The following is a 14,998-nucleotide window of genomic DNA, read 5'->3' as shown; positions in this document are numbered from 1 at the left end:
GCGTTGAAGGACTGCGGCTTGATGGTGGTGGCGCCGAGTTCCTTGGCGATCAGGCCTTCCTGGAGGCCGACCAGCGCGGTGGCGTGCGTCAGGTTCGGGAAGTAGCCGATACGGACCTCGGAGGCCGACAGCTTCTTGGCGTCGGCGGCGACGTTCGCCTTCGGAGCATCGTCCTTCTTGGCTTCGGAACCGTAGCCGCAGGCGGTGAGCAGCAGGGGGAGCGCAGCGGTCAGGGCAACGGCACGCAGGGCGTTGATCGGTCTAGCGGCAGACACGGAGGTGTCCTTTCACGGGTGACGGTCGGGGAGGTACCGAAAGCGGAAGCGAGGAGAAGCAGGAGAAGGAGAAGCAGAAGAAGGCGTACGGGGACGGCGACGCGGAGCCGTCGGCACGTGCGGCGGTCGCTCCCGGCCGTGGGCGGCGGGATCAACCGGAGCGTGCGGGCGGTGATGTCGGCCGAGAGGCCGGGCCGACCGTCGGCGCGGGGCTGCTCGGCGTCCCGGCAGAGTCCTGCTCGGGGTGACCGGGCCCTGCGGCCGGTGTCAGGAAGGCTGACAGATGGCGCTGGACGTACGGGCCAGGTCGATGTGCCGACGGGAGGTCAGGGGCAGGATCCGGCCGACGAGCTGATCTGTCTGCACGATTGCCTCACCCCCTGATTCCTACTTTTCCCACCTGGTTGGTAGGCATATTGGCAGACAGGGAGACGCACCCCAAGATGCTGACCACATCCTGGACGGTTGCATCTCGAAATACGAGAATCCGCAGGTGGGGGAGGGGTGGAGAGGAGGGCAGAGCGGGAGGGGAGGGGTTAGGGATTGGTCCAGGCGTCCGGGGTGCGGGACAGCGCGGACACGTTCGGGGGCAGGTCGGACGAGGCGACGTCCGCCAGGGTCACGCCGTCGAGGATCTCGCGGACGTTGGCCCGAAGTGCGATCCACAGGGGGAGGAGAGACTGGGCGGGCCCGGTGTACGTCAGATCGGGAGGGCGGACCCCGCGCACCGAGACGAGCGGTCCGTCCACCACGCGGATGACGTCCGCGATGCTGATGGACTGGGCGGGCTTGGCCAGCCAGTAGCCGCCGTTGCCGCCGCGCTGGCTCAGTACGAGACCGCCGCGGCGCATGTCGTTCAGGATGCCTTCGAGGAACTTGTGCGGGATGTCCTGGGCGTCCGCGATGACCTCGGCCTTCAGGGGGCCGGCGTCCTGCGACGCGGCAAGCTGCAGTGCGGCACGTACCGCGTAGTCCGCCCTGGCTGAGATCCGCATGCCGCCATTATCCCGCATGCCGGACGTCCGGCCGTCCGCCGCGGTACGCCGCCGGCTGCGGGGCGGGTACGAGCACCCGCCCCGCAGCCGGGGGTCCACACCCCGTGCGTGCCCCGTGTCAGTGGAAGGCCGCCGCCACCGCACGGTGGGAGCCGTTGAGGTAGTGCTCGCCGATGGAGCGCAGACGGTGCGCGGCGGGGTGGTGCGCCGTCAGGACGCGGGCGTTGCGCCAGAAGCGGTCCAGGCCGGGGGCATCGGCGAGCTCCAGCACGCGCGCCGTGACGTGCAGGGCGGCCTTCGACGTCACCGTCTCGGCCGTGGCGACCAGGGCGGCGATGCCGGCGGGTTCCTCGGCGTCGAGCTGCGCACCCGTGTCGAGGGCCCGCGCCATCACCTCGGTCGCCCGCTCGACCACGGCGGTGGCCGTCTGGGCGGCGGAGGCGAGTTCCCCGTACGTCAGGAAGAGGTCCGGGTCCGCACCGGGCAGTCGGTATGCATGACCGCCCCTGCTGAGGTCCCGCGCTTCGGTGAGGGCGCCCTCGACGATTCCCAGCCCGACGTGGCACAGGGCCAGACGGAGTGCCGGGTCGGCGAGCGAGGTGAAGGGGGCGGCCGGCTCCTCGTCGTACGGGCGCCGGCCCAGCACCTGGCCGGGTGTGACGGTGACCCGGTCGAAGGTCACCTCGCCGGCGCCGACCACGCGCTGCCCGAGGCGGTCGTGGGCGGGCTCGATGGTCATGTGCGGAACGCCGGGTGGGATCCGTACGACCAGGACGTCGCCGGTCGCCGCACAGACGGCGTCGACCACGATCTGGTCGGCGACGGCCACCGCCGTATCCACGAAACGGCTCCCGTCCAGCAGGTAGCCGGTGGTGCGGGGCTGGAGCGTGAGGTCCGGCCCCGCGGTGTCGTCATCGGGTGCCGGGGTGCGGGTGGCGCCGGTCCACAGCCACTGCTCGCGCACCGACTCCTCTTCGAGGGCGGTGGCGTGGTCGCGGCTCGCGAAGAAGCGCGCGCTCCACGCGTGCACGTAGTGGCGGGCGAGTACGTCGCCTACGGAGCTGTCCGCCGTGGAGAGCTTCCGGATGACGGTGCATCCGGTGCGCCAGTCCGCTCCCCGGCCCGGCCCCGGCGGGGTAAGGGCGGCCAGCAGGCCGGCCTCCCGCAGTCGGGCCATCTCGTCGGTCGGCGGCCTGCCCGCCCGGTCGCGGAGGATGGCGTCCGCGGCGAGATCGTCCGCCACGTCGTGGGCGGTGCGCAGGAGCGCCGCCCGGCGCTGTTCGTCGGCGGACCGGCGGACGACGGTGCTCGGTGTCGTCGGCACGGGAGTCACCTACACGCCCGGGCGTCGCTGCATGGCGCTGGGGCTGGTTGGACAGCGGTGCCATGGGGGGTGGCGGTGGTCATCTCGGCTACTCCGGAACGTGGTTGGGGTTGCGGCCGGTTGTTCGCTGGGTGGCGCGGGAGGCGCTCGGACCGTGCTTCGCCGTATCCCCACTTTTCCCATCGGATTGATAGGGATACTTGCCCGAAGCGGTCTTCTCGGCAAGTGCATGACCGCATGGCGGACGGGGTCGTCTCGCAATGGGAGATGGTGCAAGGTCAGGGCGCCTGGCTCGACTCGGTCGGCTTGGACTTCCAGATATTTCCTATGGAATAACTAGGGAAGTCTTGACGCGGGCCCGTCGAGCACTTCACGATGTGGGCATGTCCCCGTCGCAGCCGTTGCTCGTACGCCGCAGGCACGTTGACTTCCGTCTCGTAGCCAGCGCCGCCTGCCGACCCGTCTGAGGCTTCTCCGACAGGGCATTTCCCCGCAGCACGCAGGCGATCCGGCCGCCGCTCTTCTCGCGCCGGGCCTTCCCCTGCCCCTCATGGTGGTTCCCGTACGGCGTACGTGCCAGCTCCCCTGGCCGGATCCGCCGTGGACCCGTCGGATTCGCCATGCCCTGTCGTCGCGGCCCAACACCCGGCATCCGTAGTTCACTCCGAGCAGCCAAGGGGCTCATCGTGACCACAGCACTTCCCGCGCCCGCCACCCCGCCGCACCGTTCCCCGGCCCCCCGACTCCAGCTGGTCGGTGACCCGCGGACCGTCCTTCCCGCCCACGGAACGGCCGGTGCCCGCGTCGGATACCTCGTGTTCCTGCCGGCGAACGTGGACCCGGTGGAGGTGATGGCCCTGCACGGCGTGCGCCCGGAGGCTCATCCCTTCGACCCCGTCCAGGCAGACGACTCCGTCCACGCCGACGACGCCATCCGGATCGACCGGGACCGCCGGCTGGTCGAGCTCGCCGGGCGCGAACTGGAGCTGACCTACCTGGAGTTCGACCTCCTGTCCCACTTCGTGGCCCACCCGCACACGGTGCACACCCGGGACTCGCTCATCTCGGGCATCTGGGGCTACGGGCACATCGGCGACGGCCGTACCGTCGACGTCCACGTGGCCCGGCTGCGCCGCAAGCTCGGCCCCGCCTACCGGGCCCGCATCTCCACGGTGCGGCGCGTGGGCTACAAGTACGTGCCCGACCAGCACCAGTGAAGCGATGCATCCGGGCGGCCTCGATCTCGGACACCGTCGGGCAGACCGTACGGTGACCGGTCCGGCTCGCCCGGATTTCGCCGTTCAGCTCGTACGGGACAGCGGTTGCCCGGCGAAGCTCACTCCTGCCAGGCCGTGGGCCATCAGGTTGCGGATGTTCGCGTGGTCGGTGCCGTCCGGCGTCGCCAGCACGCTGCGGTAGTGCTCACCGAACGCCAGCAGCGCTTCCTCGTCGCTGAAGCCCTCCAGCAGGGCCAGTCCCAGGGTCTTGCAGGAGCCCTCGTTCTCGCCTGCGGCGTTCTCCGCGTCCCCGTTGCGGAACGCCTGCGGCGCGTACGCGTAGTGCGCGGCGACGAAGGCCAAGGTGCCGGCGAACTCGTGCTCACCCGACGCGAGGCTTGCCCGCAGCGAGTTCAGATCAGTCGTCATGGTGGTTCCCCTGGGTTGGGCAGACGGTCCGAGTGCCGTCCGCGACCGGACGACACTACCCCCTTGCGGACGGCCGGAAGGAATCGCGCGACACGTCCGAACGGTCGGTATCTCCGCAGGTCGCGACGTGTTTCTGGGCCGCCGTCGCCGTCCCGCGGGGTCGCCACGGCCCCGCGCGACGGACGGGTGGCTCAGCGCAGTCCGGCGAAGAGGTCGGTCTCGGGTACGGCCGCGCCGGTGGTGTCCTTGACGCGGACGAAGGTCTCCACGCCCATCAACTCGCCGAACCTCTCCTTGCCCATCTTGAGGAAGAAGATGCTCTCGCCCTGACTGGCGTGCGCGGCCAGCGAGTCGTACTTCTGACCGCTGTACGCAGTGGTGTCCACCCAGGTGGTGATCTCCTCGTCCGGGAGGCCGATGTCGGCCAGTGCGGCGGCCTCGGCAGGGTCCGGCTCCGGCATGTCCTCCCCGAACTCGCGCATGACCTCACCGAACCGCTGCATCGCGGACCGGGGCATCGTCGTCCAGTACACCTTCGGCGTCAGCTCGGTCATCTCCAGTGCCGCCATCGTGATGCGGTTGGCCTGGATGTGGTCGGGATGACCGTAGAAGCCGTTCTCGTCGTAGGTGACGACCACGTCGGGCCGGTAGTGCCGCATGAGCTCCGCGAGGCGGGCGGCGCCTTCCTCGACGGGGGTCTGCCAGAAGGATCCGGGCGCGTCGTTGCTCGGCCAGCCCATCATCCCGGAGTCGGCGTAGTCGAGGGTCTCCAGATCGCTGATCTTCAGCACGTCACGGCTCACCTCGAGCTCTTGCCGGCGCATCACGGCGACGGCCGCCGGGTCGTGCCCGGGGGCACCCGGCTTGGAGCCTCCCGGTCCGTCACCACACCGGCCGTCGGTACAGGTCACGAGAACCGTACGGATGCCCTCCGCCGCGTACTGCGCGAGGACCCCTCCGGTGCTGGTGGCCTCGTCGTCGGGGTGAGCGTGTACCGCCATGAGCGTCAAGGGCCGATCGGTCATGAAAAGCAGTCCTCCTGCAGGAATACGTCGTGGCCTGAGCGCGCGGCAGACGTACCGCGACCCCACGGTCGGTTCAACCGTGTCGGCGGGGCCGGTTGTTCCCGGCGTACGGGATCGGTCGCCCGGGCGGAGAGCTCCTCCGTCAGCTCGGAGCCGGTGCGGTCGCAGCGGTCGAGGGCCTTCGGGGCGCGGGCATACAATCCCAGCTTCCGGACCGAAGGAGCCTGCGCCCGTGATCGTGATAGCCCACCTCAGCGACGTCCACCTCGACGGCGGGGACCGGGCCGCCGAACGGACCCGTGTCGTCATGGAGTACCTGGAGGGGCTCCCGTACGAGCTCGACGCGGTGCTGGTGAGCGGGGACATCGCCGATCACGCGCGCCCGGAGGAGTACGAGGAGGCGCGCAAGGCCCTCGGCTCCCGTCATCCGCTGGTCGTCTGCCCGGGGAACCACGACGACCGCGCCGCCTTCCGGCGCGGCCTGCTGGGGGAGGAGCGCCCGTCCGCGGCCCCGGTCGACCAGGTGCTGCGCGGCGACGGCTTCGTCCTCGCGGTGTGCGATTCCTCCGTACCCGGTGAACACCGCGGGTACCTGGAGGACTCGACGATCGCCTGGCTGGACGGGGTGCTCACCGGGACCCCGCGCGAGGTGCCCGTACTGGTGGCCTTCCACCACCCGCCCGTCCCGCTGCACATCCCGTACGTGGACGGCATCCGGCAGTTCGGCGAGGAGCGGCTGGCGGCACTGGCCGAACGGCATCCGCACCTGACGGCGTTCCTGTGCGGGCACGCCCACACCGGCGCGGCGACCACCTTCGCCGGGCGGCCGCTGCTCGTCGCCCCGGGTGTGGTGTCCACGACGAGGCTCCCGTGGGAGGCGGCGTCCGGGAGCAGCGAGTACATCCACGCGGACGAACCGCCGGCCGTGGCCTTCCACGTGATCGGCGACGACGGCCGGCTGACGACCCACTACAGGGTGGTCGTGGCCCGCCGGTAGCCGGAACCGTCGCGGGTGCGGGCGAGGTGCCCGGCGATGACCAGGTACCGCCGCAGCGCCGCGCAGTCCTCGTGGACGGTGCGCAGCAGCCCGTTCACCTCGGACTCCGTGTACGCGCGGTCCGTCGCGAAGAGGGTCTCGGCGAGGTGGGCGAGCAGCTGCTCGCGGCGGGCCGCCTTGCGCGGGATGGCCGCGAGGCGGCCTTCGGCGGTGAAGAGGTCGGCGACGCCGCGTCGGGTGTGCGTACCGGGTTCCGCTGTGCTTTGTGACATGCCACGGAGCTTCGCCCGGCCGGTCCCCCCGTGGCAACGGATTTTCCCGTAGGGGCCAAAAGTGACGGTCGTTCATCTTACTGAGGGGTAGCACCTCCCAGTACCCTCCCCGTGACCGGTTCCTGCCCCCCACGGAGGAGCACGCATGCGACGCCCCACCACGAGCACGCGTACGCGTACCAGAACTGCCGTCGCCACCGCACTCATCACCCTCGGAGCGGCCCTGCTGACCCCGGCCGCCTCTGCCGCGGACGCTCCGGCACCGCGCCCGATCGCCGCCTACGCAGACCCCGCCGACTACTGCGGACGGCAGTGCGCGGACATCCTGCCGCCCGGCCAGAGCGGCAACGCCACCCTCGCCCAGATCCTCGCCCACAAGGCGTTCGGCACCTTACCCGCCCACACCTCGGACCAACTGGCCCGCTACGACGGGCTGGTGGCCGGCTACCCCGGCCTGACCGACGCCAAGCTCAACGAGTTCTTCAACGACGCCTCCTTCGGAGTCCCGGCCGACCAGGTCGAGTCCACCACGAGCCCGCGCTCCGACGTCACCATCACCCGGGACAAGAAGAGCGGCGTCCCGCACATCAAGGGCACCACCCGCTACGGGACCTCCTTCGGCGCCGGCTACGCGGCCGCCCAGGACCGGCTCTGGCAGATGGACCTGTTCCGGCACGTCGGCCGGGGCGACCTCACCCCCTTCGCGGGCGGCGCCCTCGCCAACCAGGGTCTGGAACAGCAGTTCTGGCCGCAGGCCCCGTACACCGAGGCGGACCTCCAGGCCCAGGTGGACCGGATCCGGACCACGGAGGGCGAGCGCGGAAGGCTCGCGATGGAGGACGCCCAGGCGTACATCGACGGCATCAACGCCTACCGCGTGCAGTCCAAGAACGGACGCTACTTCCCCGGCGAGTACGTGCTGACCGGACACATCAACTCCCTCACCAACGCCGGTGAGATCAAGCCCTTCAAGCTCACGGACCTGATCGCCCTCGCCTCCGTCGTGGGCGGCCTGTTCGGCGGCGGTGGAGGCGGTGAAGTGCAGGCCGCGCTCTCGCTGCTGTCCGCGCAGCAGACGTACGGCCTGGAGGAGGGAACCCGCGTCTGGGAGTCCTTCCGCGCGCGCGAGGACCCGGAAGCCGTGCTCACCGTCCACGACGGCACGAGCTTCCCCTACGCGCAGAAGCCCGCCGACCCCCAGGGCGTCGCCCTGCCCGACGCCGGCTCGGTCACCGCCGAGCAACTCGTGTACGACCGCACGGGCTCGGCCACCACCGCCGCCGCAACCGCCCCGCCCAAGCCGATGAAGCAGAGCATGTCCAACGCCCTGCTCGTGTCCGGCGCGAAGACGGCGAGTGGCCACCCGGTCGCCGTCTTCGGCCCGCAGACCGGCTACCTCGCGCCCCAACTCCTCATGCTCCAGGAGCTCCAGGGCCCGGGCATCAGCGCGCGCGGCGCCTCTTTCGCGGGCGTCAGCATGTACGTCCAGCTCGGCCGCGGCCAGGACTACGCCTGGAGCGCCACCTCCGCCGGCCAGGACATCACCGACACCTTCGCCGTCGAACTGTGCGAGCCCGGCGGCGGCGCCCCCACCAAGGCGAGCAGCTCGTACCTCTACCGCGGCACCTGCACGCCCATGGAGAAGCTGGAACACACCAACACCTGGAAGTCGTCCGTCGCCGACCCCACCCCGGGCGGCTCCTACCGGATGCAGGTGTGGCGCACGAACTACGGCATCGTCACGCACCGCGCGACCGTCGCGGGCAAGCCCGTGGCCTACACCGCACTGCGCTCCACGTACCGCCACGAAGCCGACTCGATCATCGGCTTCCAGATGTTCAACGACCCCTCCTACGTGAAGGACGCCCGCACCTTCCAGGAGGCCGCCCGGCACATCGGCTACGCCTTCAACTGGTTCTACGCCGACTCCCGCGAAGCGGCGTACTACAACAGCGGGTCGAACCCCGTCCGTCCGGCGGGAGTCGACCCGGCGCTGCCCGTCCAGGGCAAGCAGCAGTACGAGTGGCAGGGCTTCGACCCGGCCGCCAACACGGCGGACTACACCCCGCACGCCGAACACCCGCAGTCCATCGGCCAGGACTACTACATCAGTTGGAACAACAAGCAGGCCAAGGGATACGCCGCGGCCGGATTCGGAATGGGCTCCGTCCACCGCGGCGACCTCCTCGACCAGCGCGTCGAACCGCTCGTCGCGGCGGGTGGCGTGACCCGGGCCGCGCTCACCCGGGCGATGGCCGACGCGGCGGTCACCGACCTGCGCGCCGAGAACCTGCTACCCGAACTGCTGGCCGTACTGCGCAGCGCACCCGTCACCGATCCGGCCGTCGCGGCCGCGATCGACAAACTCGCCGCGTGGCAGGCCGCGGGCGCCGAGCGCAAGGAGACCGCGCCCGGTTCCCGGACGTACGGGCACGCGGACGCCGTCCGGATCATGGACGCCTGGTGGCCGCTGCTCGTCGAGGCCGAGTTCAAGCCCGGCCTCGGGGCGCCGCTCTACGACGCCCTGCGCGCCTCGCTCACCATCGACGAGGCGCCCAACGCGGGCCACGGGCCCACCGGTTCGCACGCCGGCTCGGCCTTCCAGTACGGCTGGTGGAGCTACGTGGACAAGGACCTGCGCACGCTGCTCGGCCGCCCGGTGTCCGGACCCCTGGCCCGGGCCTACTGCGGGAGCGGTTCGCTCCCCGCGTGCCGGGACGCGATGACGGCCACGCTCAAGCAGGCGGCGGCCGCCACCCCCGCCGCCGTGTACCCGGCGGACGGAACCTGCGCCGCGGGCAACCAGTGGTGCGCGGACGCGATCGTGCAGCGTCCGGTGGGCGGCCTGTCCCACCCGCAGATCAACTGGCAGAACCGGCCCACCTACCAGCAGGTGGTCGAGTTCCCCGCCCACCGCTGAGTCCCCGGCACACGAAGGCCCGCCGGCCCGGGAGCGTTCCGGAGCCGGCGGGCCTTCGTGCAGGACGTACGTGCACGACGTATGTGCAGGACGTATGTGCAGGACCTACGGACAGGTCACGCGCCGCGGGGCTGCTCGCGCCGCTTGACCGCCCGCAGGACCACGAACTTCGGCTCGCTCGCGGCGACTTCGCTGTTGCCGAACAGACGCCGGAGGTGGGTGTGGTACCCCATGTGGCGGTTGGCCACCACCCACAGCTCGCCGCCCGGCCGCAGCGCCTTGCGCGACTGGGCGAACATGCGCAGCGCCGTCGCGTCGGTCGTCGCCTGGTGGGAGTGGAAGGGCGGGTTGCACAGGATCAGGTCCACGGAGCCGGGATCCAGCATCGCGACCCCGTCGCCGACGAGGAAGTCCGCCCGCTCCCGCTCGCGCGTGACGTTGGCGCGGAACGTCGCCTTCGCCGAGGCGATCGCCTGGTACGACTCGTCGGTGAAGATGACCTCCGCGCGCGGGTCGGCCACCGCGACCGCCGTGCCCACGACCCCGTTGCCGCAGCCCAGGTCGACGACCCGGGCCCCGTCCGTGTTGGTCGGGATGCTCTGGAGGAAGAAGCGGGTGCCGATGTCGAGGCGGTCCGCGCAGAAGATGCCCGCGTGGTTGACGACGGTCAGTCCGGCGCCGGAGCCGCCGTCCTTGTCCACGACGTACGTCAGCGGCCAGGGGCCCGGGGTCGTCGGGCGGGTCGCACCCGGGTTGCCCGGCGTGCAGAAGATCAGACGGGCCTTCTTCTCGGCCAGCGAGGTCTTCGTCGGTCCCAGGATCTTCTCGAAGAGCCGCAGCGTGGAGGTGTGGATCTCCTTCACCATGCCGGTGCCGACGACCACGGTGCCCGCGTGCACGTGCGGGGCCACCCGGTACAGCTGGTCCTCCAGCAGGGCCAGGCTCTTCGGCACCCGCACCAGCAGCACGTCGATCCGCTCCGGCGGCGCGTCCTGGGTCGTCAGCAGGGTCACGGTGCCCTTGGCGGTGCCGATCCCGTTGCGGTCCAGGTTCGCCATGGTGGCGGAGCGGGTCAGGCTGGAGTCGGTGATCTGGGTGGGGTGGTGCGCGGCCAGCGCCGTCGTCAGTGCCCCCCAGCGGTCCCCGATCACGGTGATCTGCCCGGCGCCGGCCAGATCCACCGGGCCGCGTTCACCCGTACCGGATTCGAGGTGGCGGAGCAGGTACTCGTCGGCGGCGTCCCATGCGAAGAGCCGGTCGCGCGGGTCCTCGGGGAAGCGGGCGAGCTCGTAGGAGCCGAAGGGCGTGGTCAGACGGTTCATATTGCCCCCAGGCTAACCGAGGGACCGCCCCGGTCCCGCACGGGCGGGGCCGGGAGAGTGGGCGGCGCGGCACCCGGCCGCACCGCAGCCCCGTCCCGGCCACCCGGATCCCGTACGGCCACCGCACCGCTACTCGGGGAAGTCCCCGGCCATCGCGGCGGCGATCCGCAGGTACGGAGCCGCCTCGGCGGCCCTGCCCCGGCGCTCCAGGGTCCGCCCGAGCATCAGCTGCGCGTAGTCCTCCACGGGCCAGCGCTCCAGGATGGCGCGGAGCTCGTGCTCGGCCTTGGAGAGCTGGGCGGAGTGGTAGTAGGCGCGGGCCAGCAGCAGCCGCGGCGCCAGCAGCTCGGGGGCCTCGGCCGCCACGCCGTGCAGGACACGGGCGGCGTTCGCGTACTCCTTCGCCTCGAAGAACAGCCGGCCGCGGTCCCAGCGCTCGGCGGCGGTCCCGTGCTCCAGGTAGCCCTGCTGTCCGTCGATCGCGCCCATCACGTCCACCATGCCCTCCACCCTCCGTCTTTCTCTCTTGCTTTCCTTCGGGTCATTCGGTCCGGCTGTGCAACACGGGGATCCGTACGCACATTCCCCTGACCGCGGCGGCTGCGCCGGGACTAAGTTGTGCGGTATGAGCAATCTCGATCGCCAGCCCGCTCTCTCCACCTGCGGCGGCCGCGGGTTCGTCGTCGCCGAGCCGGTGCGCGAGCTCCTGAGCCCGCGCACCGTCAAGCTCGGCGAAACCCAAGAGGTCCGCCGACTCCTGCCGAACCTGGGCCGCCGCATGGTCGGCGCCTGGTGCTTCGTCGACCACTACGGCCCCGACGACATCGCCGACGAGCTCGGCATGCAGGTCGCGCCCCACCCCCACTCGGGCCTCCAGACGGTCAGCTGGCTCCACGACGGCGAAGTGCTGCACCGCGACAGCGTCGGCAGCCTCGAGACGATCCGCCCGCGCGAGCTCGGCCTGATGACCTCCGGCCGGGGCATCAGCCACTCGGAGGAGAGCCCGCGCCCGCACGCCCGCTTCCTGCACGGCGCGCAGCTGTGGGTGGCCCTCCCGGACGCGCACCGCGACGTGGACCCGCACTTCCAGCACCACGCGGACCTTCCGCAGGTCAGCGCCCCCGGCCTGACGGCGACGGTCATCCTGGGCACCCTGGACACGGCGACCTCGCCCGGAACCGCGTACAGCCCGATCGTCGGCGCGGACCTGGCCCTGGCGGCGGGCACGGAGACCCGGCTCCCGCTGGACCGGGACTTCGAGTACGCGGTCCTGTCGATGTCGGGCGAAGCCCACGTCGACGGCGTACCCCTCCTCCCGGGCGCCATGCTCTACCTCGGCTGCGGCCGCACGGACCTCCCCCTGCGCGCGGTCTCGGACGCCGGCCTGATGCTGCTGGGCGGCGAGCCGTTCGAGGAGGAGATCGTGATGTTCTGGAACTGGATCGGACGGTCACACGATGACATCGCGAAGGCCCGTGAAGACTGGATGGCCGGGTCCCGGTACGGCGAGGTCAAGGGATACGACGGCCCTCCGATTCCCGCCCCGGAACTTCCCCCAACCCACCTCAAGCCTAGGGGAAGGGTGCGTTGAACTGCGGCTTTGTGTGAATCCGGCCGGGCGTGGAGGCCTGGGTCAGCCCCTCCGTTTTGGCTGGAGGCGGGAGTCGGCTCGGGTGTATCGGGCAGATCGCTCAGGGAAAGATGCTCGACGGCGCGGCTGTAGAGCCAGAGGTAGTCCCTTGCTGTGAAGAGGTCCTCGATGTCGGCTGTGGGCGGAAGCCCTTCGACCTGGCCGAGGATGACGATGCGGTCGGGTCCGATGCCGTTGGCCTTGGCCGCGCTGAGCACCTTGGAACTGACCTTGGCCGTCTCAACTCCATCAATCAGTGCGCGGACCCGGAGGAGCCGTCCCATCATGGCGACGAAGGCGGTCATGTTTCCGATGCCGCCGACGGGAATGATGGAGAGGCGTGGACCCAGGCCTGTGCCTCCCTGCTCGGTGATGTGCTGGGACAGTCGGGTGAGGAACACGTAGTCGCTGCTGCCTTCGACAGCAAGCTGTGGGCCCATGCCGAGGAAGAGGTGTTGGGCGACTGAGTATCCCAGGGCCGCCCCGACGGGGAGGATGGTGTGCCGGTCCGCGGACAGGGGACCAGGCGTGATCTCCACGCCCCCTCATCCACCTCGCGGTGCTGGCCCGCGAGGTGCGGCTGACCGAAGGCTCCGCCCCGCTGCGCATCCTCGACGAGAACCAACTCGACGTCCTCGAAGAGTGCGTCCGGTCCGCAGGAGCCCTCGGCGGCGCGTTCGACAGCCCCGAGCGCCTCACCGCCGATGTCGACCACCACGGAGCGGGCCCCTACAAGACCGCGGTCGCCGGGGCGGTGGAGGAGATCCGCGTCGGCAGACTCGCCAAGGTCACTCGCGCGAGGTTCCCGTGACCTCGGACGTCGACTTCCCCGGCACGTACGTGGAGGGACGCCGCGGCAACGACCCGGCCCGCTCCTTCCTACTGCGCCTAGGAGGGCGGAAGACGGCAGGGTTCAGCCCCGAGATCGTCGTCAGCGTGAACGGTGACACCGGCTACGTCGTGGCTCAGCGGCGGCCGACAGCAGCCGCCGCGCCGAGCTGTACACGGACGAGAAGGAGGTCTTCGAGCACGCGGCCTCTGTGCGCCTGGTGGCCGAGGAACTCCACCAGGTCTGCACCCAGGAGTCCGTCAAGGTGGACGACTTCATGTCCATCAAGGAGCGCGGCAGTGTCCAGCACCTCGCTTCGTGGCTCTCGGGCAACCTGGCCCCGACGCGCGGAACGTGGGAGGCCGTGGCGGCGCTCTTCCCCGCCGTCACCGCCTCCGGAATCCCGAAGGGCGAGGGATGCGACCTCATCCTTCGTACGGAGAGCGGCCCTCGCGGCTTCTACTGCGGGGCCGTCCTCACCGTGGACGCCGACGGAACCATCGACGCCGCGCTCGTCCTGCGGAGCATCTACCGCCATGAAGGCCGCACCTGGATGCGTGCGGGCGCGGGCATCGTGGCCAACTCCACGCCCGAGAGGGAACTGGCGGACGCCGGCACCCCAAGCGCTGATCCCCGCGCAGACGCGACACCAGAGCTGACGTCGCCCCGACCGGCTGGCTGCCGTGGGCGCCCGGCGGTGTTTTCCGTCGTGGGGCACTTGTGCCTGGCGGGGAGTTTGAGTCGGGCGAGAGGAGGGGCCGGGTGATCAGGGCCAGTTCGTACGGTGGCGGAGCCAGGTGAGAGTGGCGTCGGCGAGGAGGGCCTGCCGGTGGCGCAGAGCCGGGGCCACGGCGGCGGACGGTTGTCGTGCGGATGCGGTCCAGAGCCCCGCCAGGCCCGCGGCGAATGCGGTCAGCGTCTGATCGTCGGCGGGGCGCGGGAGGAGCGTGGTGGCGTTCTCGGCCTGGGCCGGGGTGTGTCCGCCCAGGATCAGCTGGGGAACCAGCACCGCCGTGTCGATCCAGGCCGCGCCGTGGAGGCGGTAGGACCAGTCGATGAGCACGACCTCGCCGTCGGTCCGAGGGGGGCTGTTGTCCCGGCTCCCGAGGTCGCCTCCGGGGCGGCGGAGCATGTTGCCCGGGTGCAGGTCCCAGTGGAGCAGCGTGTTGCCCGCCGAGGCGGGCCACCAGTCGCGCTCGATGGCCGCGAGGGTTTCGAGGTGGCGGCCGGCCCAGGGGGTGAGGTCGGACGGCCGGGCAGCAAGCAGGGCGGACCAGCCGGTCAGCCAGGGCCCCACCACGTGCGCCACGGGCCGGGTGCCCGGGACGGGTGAGGGGGTGAGCTCCCGGAGGGCCCGGCCGACGGCCGCCACCGCCCGCTCGGTGTCGCCGGTGCCCGGGGCGAGGACCGGATGGGCGCCCTGGATGTCCTCCAGGCACAGCCACCACCAGCCACCGGATGCCTCCGGAGCCGCGGACCACCGCACGTCCGGTCCGATGCCGTCGGGGAGCGCGGTGGTGACGGCGATCTCGTCCGCGTACTGGCGGGCGGTGGGATGCGAGGCGCGGATCCCCTTGAGGAACACCCGGCTGCCGTCCGCCAGGAGGAGCCTGGAGGCCAGACCGGGGGTGGAACCGTCCTGGCAGGACCGCGCCCGGACGACCCGGGAGCCGAGCCGTCCCTCGACGTACGAGCGGACCCCGGGGCTGAGGGCAGCCCATGCGGGCCGGACGGTGGCGGCTTCGGCCATGTGGATCTCCCTG

The 14,998-nt window shown here is 71.2% G+C and carries 16 protein-coding genes and 1 pseudogene; 7 read left to right on the top strand and 10 right to left on the bottom strand.

Annotation, left to right across the window (positions count from 1 at the left end; all coding sequences use genetic code 11):
- The 4 genes and pseudogenes from ACZ60J_RS09800 to ACZ60J_RS09785 all read right to left on the bottom strand — a co-directional run.
- Nucleotides 1–275, bottom strand: a pseudogene (locus ACZ60J_RS09800) (sulfate ABC transporter substrate-binding protein); the annotation flags it as partial.
- 267 nt (nt 276–542) lie between these two features.
- On the bottom strand, nt 543–641 hold the full coding sequence (locus tag ACZ60J_RS09795) for a putative leader peptide (protein ID WP_469680234.1): 99 nt from the start codon (nt 639–641) through the stop codon (nt 543–545).
- Nucleotides 642–811: 170 nt separating this feature from the next.
- On the bottom strand, nt 812–1,270 hold the full coding sequence (locus ACZ60J_RS09790; protein WP_469680232.1) for an RrF2 family transcriptional regulator: 459 nt from the start codon (nt 1,268–1,270) through the stop codon (nt 812–814).
- 118 nt (nt 1,271–1,388) lie between these two features.
- The gene (locus ACZ60J_RS09785; RefSeq protein ID WP_469680230.1) at nt 1,389–2,594 is read right to left on the bottom strand and encodes an acyl-CoA dehydrogenase family protein; all 1,206 of its coding nucleotides are present in this window, start codon (nt 2,592–2,594) and stop codon (nt 1,389–1,391) included.
- A 686-nt stretch (nt 2,595–3,280) separates the two neighbouring features.
- On the opposite strand from ACZ60J_RS09785, the gene ACZ60J_RS09780 reads away from it, so the two are divergent.
- A complete protein-coding gene (locus ACZ60J_RS09780; RefSeq protein ID WP_469680228.1) occupies nt 3,281–3,811 on the top strand; it encodes a winged helix-turn-helix domain-containing protein in 531 nt (176 codons plus the stop codon).
- 84 nt (nt 3,812–3,895) lie between these two features.
- Here the strand turns inward: ACZ60J_RS09780 and ACZ60J_RS09775 are convergent, their stop codons facing one another.
- Both ACZ60J_RS09775 and ACZ60J_RS09770 read right to left on the bottom strand, forming a co-directional pair.
- Nucleotides 3,896–4,240 (bottom strand): HopJ type III effector protein, encoded by a 345-nt coding sequence (locus ACZ60J_RS09775; protein ID WP_469680227.1) that lies wholly within the window; start codon nt 4,238–4,240, stop codon nt 3,896–3,898.
- 191 nt (nt 4,241–4,431) lie between these two features.
- Nucleotides 4,432–5,265 carry a PIG-L family deacetylase gene (locus tag ACZ60J_RS09770; RefSeq protein ID WP_469680226.1) on the bottom strand — a complete coding sequence of 278 codons (834 nt, stop codon included), beginning with the start codon at nt 5,263–5,265 and terminating at the stop codon, nt 4,432–4,434.
- Between the two features lie 232 nt (nt 5,266–5,497).
- Here ACZ60J_RS09770 and ACZ60J_RS09765 point away from each other — a divergent pair, with 232 nt between their 5' ends.
- Nucleotides 5,498–6,262, top strand: coding sequence for a phosphodiesterase (locus ACZ60J_RS09765; protein ID WP_469680225.1), 765 nt, complete (start codon nt 5,498–5,500; stop codon nt 6,260–6,262).
- Here the strand turns inward: ACZ60J_RS09765 and ACZ60J_RS09760 are convergent.
- Nucleotides 6,235–6,534 carry a DUF2087 domain-containing protein gene (locus ACZ60J_RS09760; RefSeq protein ID WP_469680224.1) on the bottom strand — a complete coding sequence of 100 codons (300 nt, stop codon included), beginning with the start codon at nt 6,532–6,534 and terminating at the stop codon, nt 6,235–6,237. The two genes, ACZ60J_RS09765 and ACZ60J_RS09760, sit on opposite strands and share 28 nt — an antisense overlap.
- A gap of 145 nt (nt 6,535–6,679) precedes the next feature.
- Between ACZ60J_RS09760 and ACZ60J_RS09755 the strand changes: the two genes are divergently transcribed.
- Complete coding sequence (locus ACZ60J_RS09755; protein ID WP_469680222.1) at nt 6,680–9,454, top strand: penicillin acylase family protein; 2,775 nt, start codon at nt 6,680–6,682, stop codon at nt 9,452–9,454.
- 116 nt (nt 9,455–9,570) lie between these two features.
- Here the strand turns inward: ACZ60J_RS09755 and ACZ60J_RS09750 are convergent, their stop codons facing one another.
- A complete protein-coding gene (locus tag ACZ60J_RS09750) occupies nt 9,571–10,776 on the bottom strand; it encodes a methyltransferase (RefSeq protein ID WP_469680220.1) in 1,206 nt (401 codons plus the stop codon).
- Between the two features lie 129 nt (nt 10,777–10,905).
- Complete coding sequence (locus tag ACZ60J_RS09745; protein ID WP_469680219.1) at nt 10,906–11,277, bottom strand: tetratricopeptide repeat protein; 372 nt, start codon at nt 11,275–11,277, stop codon at nt 10,906–10,908.
- Nucleotides 11,278–11,401: 124 nt separating this feature from the next.
- On the opposite strand from ACZ60J_RS09745, the gene ACZ60J_RS09740 reads away from it, so the two are divergent.
- The 4 genes from ACZ60J_RS09740 to ACZ60J_RS09725 all read left to right on the top strand — a co-directional run bounded on the left by ACZ60J_RS09740 (nt 11,402) and on the right by ACZ60J_RS09725 (nt 14,001).
- Nucleotides 11,402–12,367, top strand: a complete 966-nt coding sequence (locus ACZ60J_RS09740) for a pirin family protein (protein ID WP_469680217.1) — start codon at nt 11,402–11,404, stop codon at nt 12,365–12,367.
- A gap of 110 nt (nt 12,368–12,477) precedes the next feature.
- Nucleotides 12,478–12,873, top strand: a complete 396-nt coding sequence (locus ACZ60J_RS09735; RefSeq protein WP_469680215.1) for a hypothetical protein — start codon at nt 12,478–12,480, stop codon at nt 12,871–12,873.
- A 92-nt stretch (nt 12,874–12,965) separates the two neighbouring features.
- On the top strand, nt 12,966–13,217 hold the full coding sequence (locus ACZ60J_RS09730; RefSeq protein WP_469680213.1) for a hypothetical protein: 252 nt from the start codon (nt 12,966–12,968) through the stop codon (nt 13,215–13,217).
- A gap of 187 nt (nt 13,218–13,404) precedes the next feature.
- Nucleotides 13,405–14,001 carry a chorismate-binding protein gene (locus tag ACZ60J_RS09725; protein ID WP_469680284.1) on the top strand — a complete coding sequence of 199 codons (597 nt, stop codon included), beginning with the start codon at nt 13,405–13,407 and terminating at the stop codon, nt 13,999–14,001.
- Here ACZ60J_RS09725 and ACZ60J_RS09720 read toward each other — a convergent pair whose 3' ends face one another.
- Nucleotides 14,002–14,985: a phosphotransferase family protein gene (locus tag ACZ60J_RS09720; protein WP_469680212.1), complete on the bottom strand. Its 984-nt coding sequence runs from the start codon at nt 14,983–14,985 to the stop codon at nt 14,002–14,004.
- Nucleotides 14,986–14,998 lie beyond the last annotated feature (13 nt).

The organism is Streptomyces sp. NPDC104226 (assembly GCF_055584085.1).
Note: the sequence above shows the minus strand (reverse complement) of the source record. Positions and strands in the feature narration are given on the sequence as shown.

Excerpts from the sequence above, each read along its gene's own strand:
- ACZ60J_RS09755 (WP_469680222.1), top strand. The coding sequence starts at position 6,680 with ATGCGACGCCCCACCACGAGCACGCGTACGCGTACCAGAACTGCCGTC.
- ACZ60J_RS09720 (WP_469680212.1), bottom strand. The coding sequence starts at position 14,985 with ATGGCCGAAGCCGCCACCGTCCGGCCCGCATGGGCTGCCCTCAGCCCC.
- ACZ60J_RS09745 (WP_469680219.1), bottom strand. The coding sequence starts at position 11,277 with ATGGTGGACGTGATGGGCGCGATCGACGGACAGCAGGGCTACCTGGAG.
- ACZ60J_RS09760 (WP_469680224.1), bottom strand. The coding sequence starts at position 6,534 with ATGTCACAAAGCACAGCGGAACCCGGTACGCACACCCGACGCGGCGTC.
- ACZ60J_RS09775 (WP_469680227.1), bottom strand. The coding sequence starts at position 4,240 with ATGACGACTGATCTGAACTCGCTGCGGGCAAGCCTCGCGTCGGGTGAG.
- ACZ60J_RS09750 (WP_469680220.1), bottom strand. The coding sequence starts at position 10,776 with ATGAACCGTCTGACCACGCCCTTCGGCTCCTACGAGCTCGCCCGCTTC.
- ACZ60J_RS09735 (WP_469680215.1), top strand. The coding sequence starts at position 12,478 with ATGCTCGACGGCGCGGCTGTAGAGCCAGAGGTAGTCCCTTGCTGTGAA.
- ACZ60J_RS09770 (WP_469680226.1), bottom strand. The coding sequence starts at position 5,265 with ATGACCGATCGGCCCTTGACGCTCATGGCGGTACACGCTCACCCCGAC.
- ACZ60J_RS09790 (WP_469680232.1), bottom strand. The coding sequence starts at position 1,270 with ATGCGGATCTCAGCCAGGGCGGACTACGCGGTACGTGCCGCACTGCAG.
- ACZ60J_RS09740 (WP_469680217.1), top strand. The coding sequence starts at position 11,402 with ATGAGCAATCTCGATCGCCAGCCCGCTCTCTCCACCTGCGGCGGCCGC.